At 29.2% G+C, this 19149-nt stretch carries 18 protein-coding genes and 3 pseudogenes; 20 read left to right on the forward strand and 1 reads right to left on the reverse strand.

Going from position 1 to position 19149, the window contains the following annotated elements; genetic code table 11:
• Nucleotides 1–24: 24 nt before the first annotated feature.
• The 13 genes and pseudogenes from Q2T46_RS10935 (at nt 25) to Q2T46_RS10995 (ending at nt 10465) form a co-directional block, all read left to right on the forward strand.
• Complete coding sequence (locus tag Q2T46_RS10935; protein WP_303265447.1) at nt 25–807, forward strand: YiiX/YebB-like N1pC/P60 family cysteine hydrolase; 783 nt, start codon at nt 25–27, stop codon at nt 805–807.
• Nucleotides 808–992: 185 nt separating this feature from the next.
• Nucleotides 993–2288: pseudogene (locus Q2T46_RS10940) on the forward strand (ATP-binding protein); the annotation flags it as partial.
• A gap of 300 nt (nt 2289–2588) precedes the next feature.
• Entirely contained in the window at nt 2589–3071 is a 483-nt protein-coding gene (locus Q2T46_RS10945; RefSeq protein ID WP_311062245.1) for a hypothetical protein, read from the forward strand.
• Between the two features lie 196 nt (nt 3072–3267).
• A complete protein-coding gene (locus tag Q2T46_RS10950) occupies nt 3268–3552 on the forward strand; it encodes a hypothetical protein (RefSeq protein ID WP_303265446.1) in 285 nt (94 codons plus the stop codon).
• Nucleotides 3553–3673: 121 nt separating this feature from the next.
• Nucleotides 3674–3838, forward strand: coding sequence for a hypothetical protein (locus tag Q2T46_RS10955; protein WP_253667107.1), 165 nt, complete (start codon nt 3674–3676; stop codon nt 3836–3838).
• Nucleotides 3839–4045: 207 nt separating this feature from the next.
• Complete coding sequence (locus Q2T46_RS10960; protein ID WP_303265445.1) at nt 4046–4765, forward strand: polymorphic toxin type 35 domain-containing protein; 720 nt, start codon at nt 4046–4048, stop codon at nt 4763–4765.
• 299 nt (nt 4766–5064) lie between these two features.
• Nucleotides 5065–5406 (forward strand): hypothetical protein, encoded by a 342-nt coding sequence (locus tag Q2T46_RS10965; RefSeq protein WP_303265444.1) that lies wholly within the window; start codon nt 5065–5067, stop codon nt 5404–5406.
• Between the two features lie 149 nt (nt 5407–5555).
• Entirely contained in the window at nt 5556–5999 is a 444-nt protein-coding gene (locus tag Q2T46_RS10970; RefSeq protein WP_303265443.1) for a polymorphic toxin type 35 domain-containing protein, read from the forward strand.
• Nucleotides 6000–6031: 32 nt separating this feature from the next.
• Nucleotides 6032–6571 (forward strand): hypothetical protein, encoded by a 540-nt coding sequence (locus tag Q2T46_RS10975; RefSeq protein ID WP_132776144.1) that lies wholly within the window; start codon nt 6032–6034, stop codon nt 6569–6571.
• A gap of 456 nt (nt 6572–7027) precedes the next feature.
• Nucleotides 7028–7810 carry a LuxR C-terminal-related transcriptional regulator gene (locus Q2T46_RS10980; RefSeq protein ID WP_303265442.1) on the forward strand — a complete coding sequence of 261 codons (783 nt, stop codon included), beginning with the start codon at nt 7028–7030 and terminating at the stop codon, nt 7808–7810.
• 153 nt (nt 7811–7963) lie between these two features.
• Complete coding sequence (locus Q2T46_RS10985) at nt 7964–9214, forward strand: radical SAM/SPASM domain-containing protein (RefSeq protein WP_303265441.1); 1251 nt, start codon at nt 7964–7966, stop codon at nt 9212–9214.
• Nucleotides 9207–10226, forward strand: a complete 1020-nt coding sequence (locus tag Q2T46_RS10990) for a radical SAM/SPASM domain-containing protein (RefSeq protein WP_303265440.1) — start codon at nt 9207–9209, stop codon at nt 10224–10226. Before Q2T46_RS10985 ends, Q2T46_RS10990 begins: the two co-directional genes overlap by 8 nt.
• Before the next feature lie 74 nt (nt 10227–10300).
• Nucleotides 10301–10465 (forward strand): hypothetical protein, encoded by a 165-nt coding sequence (locus Q2T46_RS10995; RefSeq protein WP_013298752.1) that lies wholly within the window; start codon nt 10301–10303, stop codon nt 10463–10465.
• A 275-nt stretch (nt 10466–10740) separates the two neighbouring features.
• Here Q2T46_RS10995 and Q2T46_RS15580 read toward each other — a convergent pair.
• Nucleotides 10741–11377, reverse strand: a pseudogene (locus tag Q2T46_RS15580) (transposase); the annotation flags it as partial.
• A 22-nt stretch (nt 11378–11399) separates the two neighbouring features.
• On the opposite strand from Q2T46_RS15580, the gene Q2T46_RS11010 reads away from it, so the two are divergent.
• From Q2T46_RS11010 to Q2T46_RS11040, 7 genes and pseudogenes are all read left to right on the forward strand, one after another.
• Nucleotides 11400–13985: an ABC transporter permease gene (locus tag Q2T46_RS11010; RefSeq protein ID WP_311062247.1), complete on the forward strand. Its 2586-nt coding sequence runs from the start codon at nt 11400–11402 to the stop codon at nt 13983–13985.
• Nucleotides 13986–14092: 107 nt separating this feature from the next.
• Nucleotides 14093–14266: pseudogene (locus Q2T46_RS11015) on the forward strand (ABC transporter ATP-binding protein); the annotation flags it as partial.
• Entirely contained in the window at nt 14247–14432 is a 186-nt protein-coding gene (locus Q2T46_RS11020) for a hypothetical protein (RefSeq protein WP_303264763.1), read from the forward strand. The pseudogene Q2T46_RS11015 and the gene Q2T46_RS11020, both read left to right, overlap by 20 nt.
• Entirely contained in the window at nt 14425–16992 is a 2568-nt protein-coding gene (locus tag Q2T46_RS11025) for an ABC transporter permease (RefSeq protein WP_303264762.1), read from the forward strand. Before Q2T46_RS11020 ends, Q2T46_RS11025 begins: the two co-directional genes overlap by 8 nt.
• A gap of 69 nt (nt 16993–17061) precedes the next feature.
• Nucleotides 17062–17724, forward strand: a complete 663-nt coding sequence (locus Q2T46_RS11030; protein WP_303264761.1) for an ABC transporter ATP-binding protein — start codon at nt 17062–17064, stop codon at nt 17722–17724.
• A 36-nt stretch (nt 17725–17760) separates the two neighbouring features.
• A complete protein-coding gene (locus tag Q2T46_RS11035; RefSeq protein WP_303265439.1) occupies nt 17761–17910 on the forward strand; it encodes a hypothetical protein in 150 nt (49 codons plus the stop codon).
• A gap of 199 nt (nt 17911–18109) precedes the next feature.
• Nucleotides 18110–19129 (forward strand): S8 family serine peptidase, encoded by a 1020-nt coding sequence (locus Q2T46_RS11040; RefSeq protein WP_303265438.1) that lies wholly within the window; start codon nt 18110–18112, stop codon nt 19127–19129.
• Nucleotides 19130–19149 lie beyond the last annotated feature (20 nt).

Here is a 19149-nt window from a genome sequence, read left to right on the forward strand (position 1 = left end):
ACTAAAAAGAAGGGGGATGTAGGAATGCTCATAATACCTAACAATAAACACATATCAAGTGGCAATGATATTTCAAAACAAATTGAAATATCCGGTATTAATATTGAAGAGTTTAATTTTAAAGAAAACTTAAAGAAAAAAAGCCTCTTTAAAAAAGAGGACTTTTATAAGAGATTTCTTACATTAAATGGAGCCATCATGATATCGAAACCATTTGAAGCTGGGGAAGTAAATAAATTCTATGTAAGTTTATACGATTTAATTAAAAACATCAACTCGGAAGAAGTATTTGGTGTGAAGTTTCCTTCCAGAAGCAGTGAAAAGACAGTTTATAAAAACAGCATATCGTTTGACAAGTTTACGATAGGAGACATAATAGTTGCTACAAGTCAGGGATTTCACGTGCAAGGTGCAATAAGACATGCTGCAATATTTGACAGCAGAAGGTATCATGGAAGCATAGATGACAAATGCCTTTTAACGGCAGAGCCAGACCAAGGTGTGATTTATGAGACCATAAGATTTTACAGAGAAAATTTCAGTGAGGCATGGGGGCTAACAGTTCCAAAGGCGACAATAGAAGAGAGAATCAAAGCCGTTGATGAAGTATCTAAGTTTGTTGGAAAACCTTACAGTTGGAGGGCTGATAAAAACGATGATGATAACTGGTATTGCTCAAAAGTTCCATGGGCGGCATACAAAAAATCATCAGGAATAGATATAGATGGAAATGGAGGCTTTTGGGTGTTGCCAATTGACATCTTTACTTCAAAGGAAACAGAGGTATTTGAATATTCTAATTCATAAATATAATGCAAAATTAAATTAGATGAATAATATAAACTGGCTTGAAGATTTCAAACGCCAGTTTATTTTTTATATAAAGATGGTGAATCGATAATTTAAAATATAGTTTTTAAAAACATACAAAAAATATAAAGTATACTTCATATTTTTTGTATAAAAACATAAAGTATATGTTATAATATTAGCATCCAACTATCAGAAGATATGTTATACTTTCAGGTGCACGTCGTGTAGGTAAAACTACAATTTTATATCAAATGATAGAAACCCTTTTAAAAAATCAAGTGAACCCAAAAAAGATACTATATATATCTTTTGATCATCCTTTGTTTAAATTAAGTTCTTTTGACCAAATTATTAATCTTTATGAAACCACCATAAATGAAGAAAAAGAGGCTTATATATTTTTAGATGAAATTCAATATGCAAGTGATTGGGACAGATGGTTAAAAGTCTATTATGACACCAAACCAAACTGGAGAATTATTGCTACAGGTTCAGCTTCTCCTGCACTTATTGAAGGTACAAAAGAAAGTGGTGTTGGCCGCTGGACTGTGATTTCTGTACCTACTCTTTCTTTTTATGAATTTTGCGAAATACTTGGTGTTCCAGAAAGACCAAGCAATCTGCCAAATTTAAACTTAAATGAAATTTCAAATTTAAATGACTCTCAATTAAATGAGCTTATGTTTTTGCTTATGCCATTGCAAAAGTACTTTAATAAGTATTTAACAATAGGAGGATTTCCCGAATTTGTATTCTCGGAAGACCAATTTTTAGTGCAAAGAATGTTAAGAGAAGATGTGGTTGATAAAGTTATTAAAAGAGATATACCTTCCTTGTTTAATGTAAGAAATTTAGCAGTGTTAGAGAAGGTTTTTTTGTACTTATGCTTTAATTCTGCAAATGTTATAAGTATTTCAACGCTAAGTAAAGAAATTGGAGATGTTTCAACAATAACAGTAGAAAATTATATTTATCTTCTTGAAAATGTAAATTTGATTTATAAAAGTTTACCTATAGAATTAGGCGGGAAAAAAGTTCTAAAAGCAAAACCCAAAATTTACGTTTCCGATCCTGCCCTAAGAAATGCAGTTTTAATGATAGACAATATACTCTTAGACAGTAAAGAACTTGGAATAACGGTTGAAACAGCAGTTTTTAAACATATCTATAATTTTTACCTGCAAACAAATGCTAGAATAGGTTATTTTAGAAAAGCTAGTGACAATCAAAAAGAGATTGACGTAGTGGTTGAATTCCCACATAGTAAATCCTTAATCGAAGTGAAATTCAGAGAAGATACGACACTTTCCGAGAATGATGCCATTGTTGAGATGAGCCAAAAAGAAAAAAATATTGATTCAGCAATATTAGTAACAAAAAGACCAGAAGATTATGGGAAAGTTAAGGTTTCGACAAAGGTACCAATAATAAAAATTCCTGCTTATGTATTTTTGTATTTGTTTGGAAGACGCTAACTTATTTTTTTCAAAAGAATATGAGAACTATTTAAGAAAAAATTTTTTATAAAAAACTGTAACAAATTTCTCAGAAATTTGTCTTATATTGTGAGAAAGTAATTTGCAAGATAAATTTGGTCCAATTGATAAATACTGCAAACATGGAAAGGATGTGATTGCATTTTTCCATCTGTTTTAGATTGGATAGAATGATATTGAATTCAGTATAAAAGATAGGTGATATTAGTGAATAGTTTAATTCGAAATAATAAATACATTATCCATATGACTCTATTGGCTATTTATATTTTATGGATATTGAATTTAGATTACTTTTATCCTTTTATAAGATTTAAGTCTTTAAAATTAAACGATATTTTTTCTTTGTGTATTCAGATAATTCCATTAATGCTGTTAATAAATGGCTTTAGATTTAAACATATTTCTGCAAAGATAGTGAATAGTGTGTTTTCAATAATATTAATATTGATAAGTACAACAATTACAGCCATTATTTTATTTGCCACTTTTACTCTTAATGTAAATGAGGCATTTATGCCAATTCATAATATTAGGTTTGAATCAAGTTCTGTTGTAGTTTATAGAACAAATTACGGTGCTACAACAGATTTTGGAATAACAGTCAGGCAGGAAAAAGAAGTCATAAAAGGTGTTTTGCTTGTTAAAAATTTACTTCGTAAAGATCATGTTTATGATATTTCAGTAAAGAAATTAAGTGATAATGCGGTAGAAGTGATGGGCAAAAAAATATATTTAAAGCGAAATGTGTATTTCCCATAAATTTTTGTTAGATGATTGCCAAACCTGATCCAAAGTTTTCTTTTGGTATCTTTTATTATCCTAGTTAAAAACATAAAAGGAAGACATCGGTACGCTTTAAAAGTTGTAAAGGCAAATAAATTGAATTGATTGGACTTAAGACTATATTTTTGTATAGTATTTGTACCTAAGCGAAGCGAAAGTAAGGGGTGTTATAATGAAAAATTCTAAATTATTGGTTATTAGTATAACTATCACTTTAGCAACAATATTTTTTGATAAATTTAAAGATTATTCAAACTTTAAACACGGATTAGGATTACCCTTCAAATTTTTAGAGTACTACGATTATAATATACCAAATAATAGTTTAGAATTACTTTCTTTGAATAACATTACTAAAATAAGCTTTAGAGTTGATATATTTTTATTTTCTGTCTTAATCATATTCGTAATTTTAAAATATTCTATTAAACTGTATTATAAAAAAGTGAAAAGATAACTGTTTTGATGTTAGTAAATCTGCATTATTGACAAATATCTCCCAAGTTGGTACTGACGAAAGGAAAAAGATATTAGATTCACTCAAAAAACCAGTAAGTACATATTTTTATTAATCGACGATGAAGGATATCTTTTGGATACGATGTGTCATGAGAAAATGTTATGTTTCAACGATAGAAAAAGACATGACAGAAGAAATGAATGTAGTTATTGAATTGCTTTCAGATAAAATTGCTAATGAATATAAGAGCTGTTTAAAAAACTCTGAACTATATAGATTATGAATATGACAGTTGAAGTGATGTAGAGTCGCTTTGATTATTTTTTGTTTGAAACAATAACGTTATATATTCTGTCAATTTATGTCAGAAAATATTTGAAATGAAATTATTTACAAATTTGGAATGTTGGAGTAGAATAATTACTGTAAACAAGCTTGTTTATGGATTTGATAGAATTATCTAAGGGAAAGTTTAAGGAGTGAGCAAATTATGAAAAAATTGACAAGAAAAATCATTAGTTTTATACTTATGATACTGATGGTATCTAATATAGGCATTTCAGCATTTGCAAGTGAAACTGAATCAAGTTATAAAAATACAAATATTAATAAATGTGATATTGTTATTACTGATGACGGTGTATATATTAATGATGTTTATTATACACAAGAACAGTTTGTCAAACTTCTTGATACTGCAGTAGTAGTTGATAAAACTGAATTAAAAGATGATACTATAAAGAATAATAGTGCAATGAGAAGTGTAGGTGTACAAGGTGCTGCAGGAGCTCTTGTTGCAGGTACATGGTGGATTCCAGGAGTTGGAGAAGTGGTGATTACTGCTGCGGGAGTAGTGATTATAGGTGGTACAGTAATAGCAGCAGGTACTTGGTTGTATAAAAAAGTTGTTGATTGGTTTGAAGCTAGAGCTTTTAATAAATCAGCAGAGAAAGCTGTAAATAGTTGTGATGATAATAAAATACATCATATAATGAATCCAAAACATAATTGGAATAAGTTTAAGAAAGATCCAAAATGGAGTGATGCTGCTCCTATTCTTATTAAGGTTTTAAAGGATGGATCAGAAACTTGGGAAAAGAACAATCAATATATTCGTACACTTACCTATAAAGGTGAAACTGTAGTTGTTAGATTTATTAAAGATGCAGCAGGACATGTTAAATATATTAGTACAGCATGGTGTGAATAATATTAGTATAGTTGAAAAATAATTATTTTCATTTAGCTATAATATCTAACGCAATACTATTAATACAAAAAATTGAGAATAAATCAAAAAAAGAACATGACGAAAAGATCTTTTAAGCTTTAACTCATGGAATTTTATATCACAACTAGAAAGGATTAGAACGAAGTTCTTTAACCCATTTAGCAATGATAGTTTCTTCGACTACTTAGTCATAAGTAAAAGAGATCTAATCTAAATAAAGCAATGCATTAAGGATTTTTCAAAAGAACTATATAATACTATTGTGAGGTGAAGTATATATGGATATCAAAAAATATTTTGATTATTATAGTTCGGTAATTCCAATTGAAAGTGTTATGGAATTATCAGAAAATGATTTAGATGATCTATATGCAAATAGTACAGATATAGAGAGGATGAATGTTTTTTTTCATTTATTTAATCAATATATTTTTTTGAAGCAACAAGATGCAAATAAAGAAGTTGCACATATATGTTATCTTATTTCTTATTATGTTTTTACTGCATTAACTCCACCTCATTCGGAAAATATAGCATTAGAATTTGCAAAAAAGGCTATTCAATATAACAATGATGAAAAATATACAGAATGGGTAAAAGAAGTTTTGAGAGGTAATTAGGTTATGTTATTATTAGACTAAAATAATATTGTTATTACAGATGATGGTGTATATATTAATGATGTTTATTATACACAAGAACAGTTTGTCAAACTTCTTGATACTGCAGTAGTAGTTGATAAAACTGAATTAAAAAGAATAATAGTGCAATGAGAAGTGTAGGTGTACAAAGTGCTACAGGAGCTCTTATTGCAGGAACATGGTGGATTCCAGGGGTTGGAGAAGTGGTGGTTACAGCTGCGGGAGTAGTGATTATAAGTGGTACAGTAATAGCAGCAGGTACCTGGTTGTATAAAAAAGTTGTTGATTGGTTTGAAGCTAGAGCGGAAGAGAAAATAATTGACAAAGCCTTAAATAAGCAAAGACATATAAAAGATCTAAAACATGATTGGGATAAAATTATTAAGGGGACAATCACATGGGAAAAAGTAAGAAATACAATAGAAAAAGTTATGAAAGAAGGAACAGAAAGCAGATACGGTTCTGCATATAAAAGAGTTTTAAAGGTTGGTAAAGAAACAGTAACAGTAACATTTCAAAAAGTAAGCGATAATATATGGAAAATTAGCGATGCATGGGTAAATAAGGAATAAATAGAACATTATTTGAAAGGTTATGATGTACGATGGATTTAGATAAATTAGATAGAATTATAAAAAATGAAGAAGATTGGGATAAGTTTATAGAACTTTTAAATACTATTAATGAAGATTATTTAAAATCAATTGGGAAATATAATCTTTTCAGAATTTCTTTTTACACTTGGTATGTTATGGCTGAATGGGGAAGATTATCACCTAAATTAGAAAAATGTTTAGACCAGGCAGAACACATATTAATAGATGCCTTCAAAATAGCAACAGAGAAATATTCAAAAGACGAAGATTATTTGTGGTTTTATGGTTATTTAATTAGTGTTTTTCCAGAACACTTTTTATCAATATATTCTGATTATTTAAAAGCAGAAAATGCTGGCAAACAAATGTTAAATGTAGCTTCACGAAGGCAATATCCTTTAGCAATTATCTTTAACGAAAAGTTTTTAGAAAAAGATATTTTAGAAAAAGGGAAAAAAGACTTAGAAAATATGTTTAATGAAAGTACAGAAGTATATGATTATTTTATTAGAATGATAGAACTGATAGAGTCTGAGGATAAGAAATAGAATACTTCCAATATAAATAAAAAATGTTTTCTATTGGAGAGAAAGTCATAAGCTTTTATTTTGAATGCATGGGGGTAAAATTAAAATACCCTCTTTAATTTTGCGAAATACTATCATTTCTCTATCAAAACACATGTTGAGACAGTCATGTTGGTAGAGAATAAATAGGTTGAAATCAAAGGCTTTAAAGATTTTTAATTAAATATTGAAGCGTGTTTTATGTTCCCGCAAACTTATTGTTTGGGGAATTTTATGTTTGAGGAGGTAAAGAATTTTCACAGTATTAGATATTCGCGAAAAGGTGTGGGAATTTGTGTACTTGTTCACAAAGATACAATTGATTGTTTATTATAAAAAAATATAAAAAAATTTTTTTGTAAGAAACTGTAACAAATCTTTTAAAAAATTGTCTTATATTATGAGAGAATAAATTTGTAAGTTTTACGGGGGATTTATATGGGAAATATACAAATATATGATGAAATACTTCATTCATATAAAAGATGCGTAAAAGCGGGGCTTACCAGTTCGATGACGGATCCTGCAATAATTTCAAGAGGAAATGATTTGCAAATCAGATTAAAGAAAAACATGATATTAATTGAGACATTTAAAAATGTTGTTGGCAATATTTTAAGGAGCTTAAAGGGTAAATACATATTTTTATTAACTGACGATGAAGGATATCTTTTGGATACGATGTGTCATGAGAAAATCCTATGTCACATCAATTTTGACTGTTCAATTGGCATATCTTTTAAAGAAGAATCCATAGGTACAAATGCCATATCAATAGTGATGAAACTAAAAAGATTAGTATATTTGGAACCCCAGTATCATTATTGTGACATTTTAAAAAAATGGCATTGCATTGCTGCTCCAATAATTATAGATGAAAAAATAATAGGATATTTAGATGTTTCAACGATAGAAAGAGACATGACAGAAGAAATGAATGTGGTTGTCGAATTGCTTTCAGATAAAATTGCCAATGAATATAAAAACTGTTTAAAGAATTCTGAACTAGTAAACAAAAATATAGATTTTACAGACAAACAAATAAAAATATTGATAATGCTTGCAAAAGGCTATAAAGAATTGACAATATCAAGAGAACTTGGGATTAAACCAGTTACCGTAAAATATCATAAGAAGAAAATAATTGAGAAACTTTGTGTAAAAAGCATTCAAGAAGCAATAGTAAAGGCAACAAAGTTAAATTTAATAGATATTGATTAAACTAGACTATATCTTTGTATAGTTTTTTTGGTTTTGTAAAAACTATACAAAGATATAGTAGACATTGGAAATTTATCATTGTAAAATGAAAATAGAGAAATCAATTTGTTAAAGAATTGATTAAGTATTTAATATCAAAGGGGGTGAATAATAATGATTTATCACTTTAGTAAATATACACAAATAGTAGAAAATAATAATAAAGTTGTTTTGGGGAATAGATTAAATGGTGAATGGATAAGGATATCTAGGGAAGTATATAATATTTTGGAAATGGGTATAAAAAATAAATTATCCATAAGTGAATTAATTAACTGTTTATATGATAACGATGATAAAAACTACTTAAAATCATTATACAAAAACATGTGCATGCTTGGAATAATTGAAGATGATACTCACCAAAATATTGCTTATAATAAATTAGTATCATTTGAAATGACACATAGATGTAATTTACATTGTATCCATTGTTGCGTTTCGGCTGATACTTTAAATAGCAAGGACAAAGACTTATCTACAGAAATATGCAAAGACATTATTAATAAAATGAGTAAATGGAATCCTAAGTCAATAATGCTAAGTGGTGGTGAGCCCATGGTGAGGACAGATTTTTTTGAATTGTTATTATATTTAAAATCTATTTATAATGGAAATATAATATTATCTACTAATGGGCTTTTAATAGGCGAAGAGAATGTTGACATTTTAACAAAGTGCGTTACTTCTATGTCTATTAGTTTAGATGGTGCAGATGAAGAATCTTGCTCAATGATAAGAGGACATGGGGTATTTAATAAAGTGATAAAAAATATTCAGTTACTAAAAAAGAATAATTTTAAGAGGATAAGTGTTTCAATGACTATAAGTCCGAAAACTGAACATTTAGAAGGTAAATTTTATGAATTGAATAAATCATTAGGAACAACTCCTTTAATTAGAGATTTTTCACCTGTAGGAAGAGGAAGGGACAATTATCTTGCTTTTACTGATGATGGATTAGATAAAGTTTTTATTTCAAAAAAATTTCTTAGCGATGATTATAGTAAACCTATTGGAGTGTCTTCATGTGGAGCAGGGACTAGAGAATTATTAATAAGATATAATGGTGACATATATCCATGTATGTCTCTATCTAGTCAAAAATTCAAATTGGGTAGTGTATTGGAAATTAAAAGCTTAAGTGAAGTAGTAAAAAAAACTATGGATTTTATAGATTTCAATACTGTATTACAATCTTTAGATTATAAATACAAACAAAGATGTAAACAATGTAAAGTAAATTTGTTCTGCTGGACATGCCCGGGAAGTTTTCAAGAGTATAAGGGAAATATTAAAGCTTTTGAAGATAGATGTAATAAATTAAAGCCAATATTATATAAAAGAGTTTGGGGGAGTGAATAAAGTAATGTATGTAACGTTATGGGTAACAACAGATTGCAATTTAAATTGTAGATATTGCTATGAAAGTATAAATAGGGCTAATAAAACAGTAAATAGAAACATAATTGATCAATCTATTGAGTTTATAATGAATTATTTTGATTTTCAGAATATAACTGAGTTTAATCTAAACATACATGGAGGTGAGCCATTTTTAGCATTTGATGAAATAAAATATTTAGTATATAAATTTAAGAAAATTTTTAAAAGGAATAATATTAATATTTTATTTGCGGCAACTACGAACGCAACTTTATTTAATGAGGAAATAATAGAATTTATTGTAAATGAAATACCGGATATTACTATAAGTTTAGATGGAACTAAAAGTACCCATGATAAGATGCGACTTTTTAAAAATGGAAAAGGCAGTTATGATATAGTTAAAAAAAATAGTTTAAAGTTACTTAAATATTTACCAAATTTAAGGGTACGGATGACCTTTGACAGTAATACAGTATATAATTTATATGAAGATGTAAAATCTTTGATGGACTTAGGATTTAGATTTATAGTAGCGATACCTAACTTATATGATAAGAATTGGGATACTGAACATATAAATAATTTAGAAGAACAAATTAAATACATAAAAGAATATCAGGCGAGTTTTAATGATACGTTTATAAATTTAACTGAAAATAAAAAATATTTTTTCAAGATCACGTGTAAAGGAGGTAAAACACATTTTCAAATATATCCTGATGGAAAAATATATCCTTGCATAGTATCAGCGGGTAATGATGAATTTCAAATCGGAGACATATATAATGGTATTGATTATAAAAAAAGGGATAATATACTAGAAAAATCATATCAATTAAATCAAGTTTGTCATGGCTGTAAAATATATAATTATTGTGATGGACCAAGATGTAAAATCATTAATAAGTTAATAACAAATAACTACTGTATTCCACCTTATATGGTTTGCGCATTAGAAAATTTGCAATATAAAATGTATGCCACTTAAAAAATTAAAGTGAAGACTAATTAAATTAATATAATTAATTTAATTAGTAAATATTCAAGAAAGGAGGTATTGAAATGTTAAAGATCAACAAAATTGAAGACAAAGAAACAAAAATAGTAGTGGGTCAGGATAATTGCACAAAACCCGGAGCACCTTATTACTATCAGCCTGGTCAAGATTGTTTACAAGATTGCACTGCTTACGACAAACCACGTTACTGGGAAAGTCAATGGACTTAGAAATTGATAGTACAGGTAAGGCAATAGACAATTAAACATTATCTATTGCCTTATCCATATTTAAAAGATGATTTTTGTATTTTTATAAACTAATAGAGAAGTTGATAGAATAATATTAGACAAAATAATTTTGGAAATATTCTTTTGAAGATAAATCAATTGTGGAGGCAAAGGTTGAAATTAAATGTACAAATTGCAATAAGAATAAAATAGAATAGCAAACAAGCCATCTTTGATGACTTTTAAAAAATTAAATATCGAAGTAAGTGTTAAAGCTAAATAGCTGGCTTTATTTTATAGCCTTGAAGTTGAGCTAATAGTATAAGCTTGCTCAACCGTAATCTCGCGTTTTGTGGGAAAAGCATCAGATTTTTATATAATTCAGCATTATATGGTTTTTTCTTCTTCAACATGCTGTATAATGCTGTAAGAAGCATTCTTGCAATAGCAATGATTGCCTTCCTGTGGCCGCTACGCTTTTGATGTGCAAATAGTGGTTATGAATTTTATGGTGTTTTTCGCTTTTAACTACGTCAGTAGCACACTGCACAAGAAGCGGCTTAATGTAATATCCTGCTTTGGAAATCCGGGCAGATTTTTTCTTGCCTGTACTCTTATTGTTAGTTGGAGTGAGTCCAGCCCATGAGCATAAGTGTTTCGCTGAAGGAAAAGCCTCCATATTTATACCGATTTCAGATATTACAGTAATAGCCGAGAAAATATTTTTAAACGATGAAGCGGTTAGAATTATGTCTAGTTCTTGTTGATAAGGTGCAGCGAGCGCAAGAATCAGTTTTTCTAACTATTCTTTCCTCTTCAAAATGTCATTTGATGATCTTTAATTTTCCAGCTTGTTCAGGCGTAATATAACCATCAACAGCGATAAAGCTCAGGAAGTTTTTTTAGCATGGCACATTTCATTACGTTTTGTGCCTTGAGCGAAGCGAAAGGAATGATTATAAAAATGAATAAATATCTTTTTAAAGTAATTTCAGCATATATAAAAAAGTATAGATCAAGATCATTAGCTATTTGTCTTGGCATTATCTTATGTACAGCATTAATAGTAGGAGTTGGAACTCTAGCTGATAGTGCCAAGCATGCTAATGTAACTAAAACAAAATATGAAAGCGGAATCTACCATGTTAGGTATAATATCGATATAGATGAATCAAAACTCAAAATGATAAAAAATGAACCGAATGTTGAGAAAGTTGGCATCTCTTCATATTACGATTCTACTGTACCTGATGGGCGAATAATTCTAAATATAATAAAGGCAAATAAAGATTATGTACAGTTAACTAATTCTAAGGTAATAAAAGGAAGGTTTCCGGTAAAAGATGATGAAATAGCTATAGAAGAATGGGTTTTAAAAAACATGGGGGTAAATCCGGAGCCAGGTACTAAGATTAATTTCAATTTATATGGAAAAAAGACTAACGAAACATACATTTTAACCGGGATTTTACAAGACAGGCCACGGTTAAAATCATCAGGGCAGATGGAAGCCATCCTTAATCTAAATGAAAATGATTCTTATAAAGATGCACAAGTTTATGTAAAGTTTGATGAAAATACTGGCATAAATAAAGATATACAAAACATAACCGAGCACTTGAAAATAGATAATAAATATGTTAGAAAAAACAATATGCTTTTGGAATCATTAGGAAGCAGCAAAAAAATAGATCCTACTTTTTTATTGATATCACTTGTTGCAGGGGTAGTATCATTAATAGTAATTTTAGGCATTTTCAATATAGCCATATTACAAAGGCTATCTGAATATGGAATAATGAGGGCAGTTGGAGCAGGTTCCTTACAAATTTTGATGCTGCTTTTTTATGAATTATTAACCTTACTATTTATTAGCACACCAATCGGAATTGTGGGTGGTCTTGCGGGAGCGAAACTTTTAAGTTCAATAGCAGGAAATCTATTCACAGAAGGAAAAGTCGACATAAAAAATATAGTTCTATCTCCGAGAGTTTTCTTGATGTCCATAATAATTAACCTTATTTCTATAATTATAGTTACTTTGGTTACATATAGAAGCGTAAAAAGGCTAACGCTTATTGACTCAATAAGAAAAAATTTAAACACGGATATAAAATACAAAAAAGTATTAATTAAGACAGATTTCTTATATAGAATTCTACCATTTTCAAAATATATTTCATTTAGAAACATCTTTAGAAATAAAAAAAGTTTCTATATGATAATTCTATCTATGTGCTTGGGGAGCACTATATTCATAGTATCAAATTTTTATGCAGAGCTTACAGCAGCTCAAATAAATAAAGAGGCCGAAACATCAAAGATAAATACCGATTATAAAATAGAAATAATACCCGGTACAAATTTATCAGTGGGTATTCCCCTTGAAGACATCCAAGAAATAAAAAACTTAGAAGGTGTAGAAGAAGTTAAAACAATACAGCCGATATACGGGAGAATGAAACTGAAAAAAGAAAATATAGCTGAGCCTTTATATTTTGAACAGATAAATGACTCTCCTTATTTTAAAGAAGTACTTAATGGCCTGCTTGTTAAAGAACCAAATAGTGACGAGTACATATTGAAAAATGATATTTATGGATATGATGATAAGCTTCTTAAAGAGATGAAAAAATATGTAAAAGAAGGACAGATAGACATAGAAAAAATGAAAAAGGAAAAAATTGCTATCATTGCTATACCTCATCCAATGAACACTAAACATTTAAGTCCTAATGTGGTGAATTTAAAAGTTGGAGACAAGATAACGGAAAGTTTTAGAAAAGATGGGGATACAGGAGAAGAATTTTTTAGAATGGAAGATGCAAATGCACAATTTAAAGAGGAAGAATTTACTGTAGGAGCAATAGTAGAAAAATTAATAGATTCTTCCGATTATTATGCAGGCAATAATAGTGTTCAAGTTGTCATATCTAACGATATTTTACAGAAAATAAGCGGATTTAAAAATTACAGACTCATTGATATAAATGTAAAACCAGGTTATAACAGTGAAAAATTGTACAATCAGATTTTAAAAATTGCTAAAAGAACACAAGGAGCGACAGTTTTAAATCTAAGCAATGAAAAGCAGAAGATAAAGGCATTTGCGACAAATCAGCTTATATTTATCAATACCATAGTAATAGTACTATTTGCCATAAGCTTCTTAAATATAATCAATAATGTAAGTTACAGTTTAATATCGAGAGTAAATGAGTTTGGCATGATAAGAGCCGTTGGCATTACAAACAAAGAATTCAGAAAGATGATAACATTTGAAGGTATGACATATGGAATATTTTCAAGTATTTTGTCTGTGATATTTGGACTGACTGGACAGGTAATATTATTTAAATACTTAGGTCCAAATTTAATCACTCCAAAATTTACAATTGATTGGAAAATATATCTTTTCATCATAATAGTAAATATCCTTTTAGGATTTTCAGCTACATTTATTGTATCAAGAAGGGTTAAGCGTATGAGTATAGTAGAATCTATCAGCACAATAAATTAGGAGAGGAGCATTTATATATGGTTATATTAAAAACGATAAATTTAAACAAAGTTTACGGAAGGGGTGAAAATAAAGTACATGCGCTAAAAGATATAAACATAAAGTATTTAGCAGATAAACCCACGGGGAATTTAGACACAAAAACGACAGGTGAAGTAATGAACCTGATAAAAAATTCTATTAAAAAATATAATCAGACACTTGTATTGATAACACATAATGAAAATATAGCACAAAGTGCAGACAGAATATTATCTATCGTTGACGGAGAAATACGATAAAGATAATAATGGCGAGAATGGACATGGAACTTCTTGCGCATCAACTATAAAGAGAGAATTTAATGATGTTGAAATATTTGTGGTAAAAGTATTAGGCAAGATGCAAGAACAAATAGACAAATATTTAAGGGTGCATTTAGTTAGGAGGCATATAATACATGTTTAAATTATCATTACAATATATCAAACATTACAAAAAAAGGACTTTTTCTGTGTTGGTGGCTATAATCCTAAGTGTTGCTGTTATTGCAAGTATAATAATATTGGGCCAAAGTGCCAACCAGGCAAATATTGATAGTATAAAATATGACGAAGGAAGTTACCATGCGGTTTTTACAAAATTAGACAATGATCAGATAGAGAAAATAAAAAAGGATAAATCAATAAAAGACAGAGGATTTGCAGAGTATTATGATTCGGTTGCCTTAACTGATGATTTTTATTTGAATATTCTAAGGGCAGATAAAGAATACATAAAATTAGGAAGCTCTTTCAGTGGTAATTCATTTATCAAAGAAGGAAGATATCCAGAGAAAGATAATGAAATTGCTGTTGAAGAGTGGGTCTTAAATGTTCTTGGGAAAGAACCTAAAGTTGGCAGTGACTTGCAACTTAAGCTGGAAGACAGAAGGGAAACAAAAACGTATAAATTGGTGGGAATATTGAAAGACAGACCAGAATTTAAAAGAAGTATGACCTTACAGGCATTTTTGCCTATTAGTGATGATTTTAAAGGAAACAGAAATATTTCTATGGTGACATTTAAAGATGAAAACAATATAAATAAATTGACGTCTTTACTGGCAAAGAAATTGAATGTGAAGAGCGATGACATAGTTAAAAACACGACGCTAATAGAGGCATATGGGAAATTAAATAATATATATAAAAACAATATTTTTTCATTACTTGTAATATTGGTAGCTTCTTTTATAGTTATATATGGAATATACAGCATATCAATTCTTCAAAGAATATCAGAATACGGAATTTTATTAGCTATAGGTAGCAGTAGAAAGCAATTGATGGAAATAACATTATATGAATTGCTTATATTGAGTGCAATGGGTGTCCCTATAGGTATTATATTAGGTCTGATCGTTTCAAAGCTGTTAAGCGGTTTAGTTGGAAATGTATTTACTGAAGGAGCTGTCAACATAAGCCGGCTTGTTATAACTAAGGAAGCCTTTATTATACCTGTAATTGTTACAGCAGCCGTCATACTTTTGATTGTTATTGCAGTCTATATAACCATATCAAAGATATCATCTATAGAAGCTATAAGAAAAAATTTAGGACTAAGAGAAAAATGCAATAAAAAAATATATAAGAAAGTAGCCTCAGGGAAAAACCTGTCCATATATTCAATTGTAACTATAAGGAATATTCTTTCTAACAGCAGAAGCTTTATAATGATTATACTATCAATAAGTATTGCAGGCATACTTTTTATAAATGCAAGCTACTTAAGTTTTTTAGAAGAAAGGCAAGTAGACAATATAGCAGATAGCATAGGGTATAATTCCGACTATAAAATAAATCTTGTACCCGGTGCGAAAAAAACCGACGGGCTAAGCAGCAAAGAACTAGAGAGAATAAGGTCATTAAACGGAGTAAGGGATTTATCAGCTATACAGGTAATATATTCAAGACTTATGCTAAGCAGTGAACATATATCAGAACCTATGTACTTTGAAAATTTAAACAGCACTCCATATATAAAAGATTTGATGAATGGAATGTTAGTCAAAAATTTAAAGGCGACGGATAAATTGGAAGAATATATTTTAAAAGATAATATGTACGGTTATGATGATAAATCTCTTGCCAAGTTAAGAAAATATTTGGTAAAAGGTAAAATTGATATTGACAGGATGAAAAAAGAAAATCTTGCCATTGTGAGGATACCCAATCCCATAAATACAGAAAATAAAAGGCCTTACGTTGCAAATTTCAAAGTGGGAGATAAAATAAGAGTTGCTTTTTCAAACAAGGGAACAAATTCTGAGGAAAGCTGGAAAATTAATTATAATGACGATAGCTATGAATATAAAGAATATACTGTGACGGCAATAGTAAACAATCTGTTGGATTACGATAATTATTATACTGTAAATAACAGCGTTGATGTTGTCCTATCCTCGGATATATTTAAAAAGGATACGGGGATAACTCAGTATAAGATTATAAGCATCAACAAAGAAAGAGGAGTAAATCATAATGTCTTATATAAAAAGATTAAATCAATAATTGATAAGAAACCTGGAGTAATTTTAAGAGATTTAGATAAAGAAATAGAAAATTTTAATATACTGAATGAAAATAAGCACAGATTTATAAATGCAATTGTAATGATACTGTTCATTATGGGAGTATTTAATATAGCAAACAATATTAAATATAATATTGCATCGCGAATGAGAGAGTTTGGCATGTTAAGAGCTGTCGGCACTACAAACAAAAGCCTGAAAGAGATGTTTTTAGCTGAAGGGTTCTTATATGGAGCTATATCAAGTGTAGTAGTAATTATCTTTGGAGTGTTGGTTCAATATATTTTATATAATAAATATTTAGCTATATATATAAATCCCATCTTTAAGATACAATACAGAGAATATTTGATTGTTATCATTATAAATTTTATAGTAACAATTGCAACAACATACCTATCATCTATGAATATAAGAAAAACAGCAGTAGTTGATATGATCAAAAATGATCAATGACTCCAAGTTAAGCGTATGAGTATAGTAGAATCTATCAGCATAATAAATTAGGAGAGGAGCACTTTATATATGGTTATATTAAAAACGATAAATTTAAACAAAGTTTACGGAAAGGGTGAAAATAAAGTACACGCACTAAAGGATATAAACATAAATGTAGAAAAAGGTGAATTTTTGGCAATCGTAGGACCAAGCGGAAGTGGAAAATCAACATTGCTCCACTTATTAGGAGGACTTGATAAACCAACAGAAGGAACAGTTGAGATAGATGGTGTGGATATATATAAGCTATCTGAGGACAAATTAGCTATATACAGGAGGAGAAATATAGGATTCGTATTTCAGCAGTACAATTTGATACCAGTATTAAATGTAAGAGAAAATATAGAAATGCCAGTAAGACTAGATAAAAAAATACCAGATAAAGAATATATAGATGATTTGATAGAATTTTTAGGGTTAACAGAAAGACAAAGACATTTACCAAATCAGCTTTCAGGAGGGCAGCAGCAGAGAGTGGCAATAGGCAGAGCATTGGCAGCAAAGCCCAGTATAATATTAGCAGATGAACCCACGGGGAATTTAGACACAAAAACGACAGGTGAAGTAATGAACCTGATAAAAAGTTCTATTAAAAAATATAATCAGACACTTGTATTGATAACACATAATGAAAATATAGCACAAAGTGCAGACAGAATATTATCTATTGTTGATGGAGAAATACAATAGAGATAATATTATTCAAATTTTAATTGGAGGATAGAAATGAATGTATATATACATTTAGCATTAGCATATCTGAAAAAACAAAGAGGAAGGACGATTGCTTTAGTATTAGGTGTCGCCTTGGCAGTAATGCTTGTATTTGGTACTAACGTTATATTTGAAAGCCAGAGCAGAAACCAGCTTTTCTAATTTTGATAATATAAAAATTAGAAATATTCCACACTGCAAAAGTTGTAAAATAAATTTATTTTGTACAGTATGCCCTGCAAAAGTATACACACTGTTAAGTGATAAAAGAGCTTTTGACTACAATTGCAATTTTATGAAAAGAACATTGATGCCTAAAATATGGCAGATGAATTAATGTTTTTATGAGGCAAGGTGATAGGTGTTGAATAACAAAGTAAAAGTAGCATTGGTAGATTCAGGCATAGATATAAACCATGATTATCTAAAGGGTAATATAATCGGTGGAATATCTTTTGAGTGTGATAATGATTATATAATAGCCACAGACAATTATGAAGATGAGAATGGACATGGAACTTCTTGCGCATCTAGTATAAAGAGAGAATTTGATGATGTTGAAATATTTGTAGTGAAAGTATTAGGCAAAAATGGAAGAACAAGTAGACAAATATTTGAGGAAGCATTAAAGTATCTTCTTAATATGGACATTAGATTGATAAATTTAAGCCTGTCAGTTACAACAAATGAAATGATTCAGGATTTGCATGAAATATGCGATGAATTGTATCGGCAAGGAAAAATAATAGTATGTTCCCTTGCTAACGGATTTGAAGAAAGCTATCCTGCTGTTTTTAACAATGTCATAGGTGTCAAGGGTTTTATTTTGGAAAGCGAAAATTCGTTTTGGTACAACAAGGATAAAAGAATTCAATGCATAATGGATAACAATCCATATATGAATTGCAATATCAATAATTCATACAGACTATTTGGGAAATGTAATAGTCAGTCGACTGCGAAGTTAACAGGCATAATTGCCAGAATATTATCAAAAAAGCATGATATAACGTTTGAGGAGCTGAACAATGAGCTTGAGAATCTTGCAGTGAAAAATGATTGGGAGGATAAGGATTTTTTAGCCAGCAAAAGGTATCCTGATTTTAAAGAAGGCTTATATGATAAAGACAATAGCATCCTTTTAGGTACAGCAAATGTTGTAAAAGAAGTGTTAAAACTTAATAAGTCTGATGATGACATTTATAAATACAGTTTATTTAATAGAAAAATTGGGTTAAACAATGATAACTGTTATGAAGTGTTAAAGAAATTGGAAGAAAAGTTTGACATAAAGTTTGACTATTTAAGTATATCAAGATATGATTTTGTATCAATACAAACATTAACAGACCTTGTGGCAAAAAATATTTTAAATTCATAGTTTCCGTTGTATATAATATG

Origin of the sequence: Thermoanaerobacterium sp. CMT5567-10, from assembly GCF_030534315.2 — a bacterium.
In the GTDB taxonomy this organism is placed as follows: Bacteria; Bacillota; Thermoanaerobacteria; order Thermoanaerobacterales; family Thermoanaerobacteraceae; genus Thermoanaerobacterium.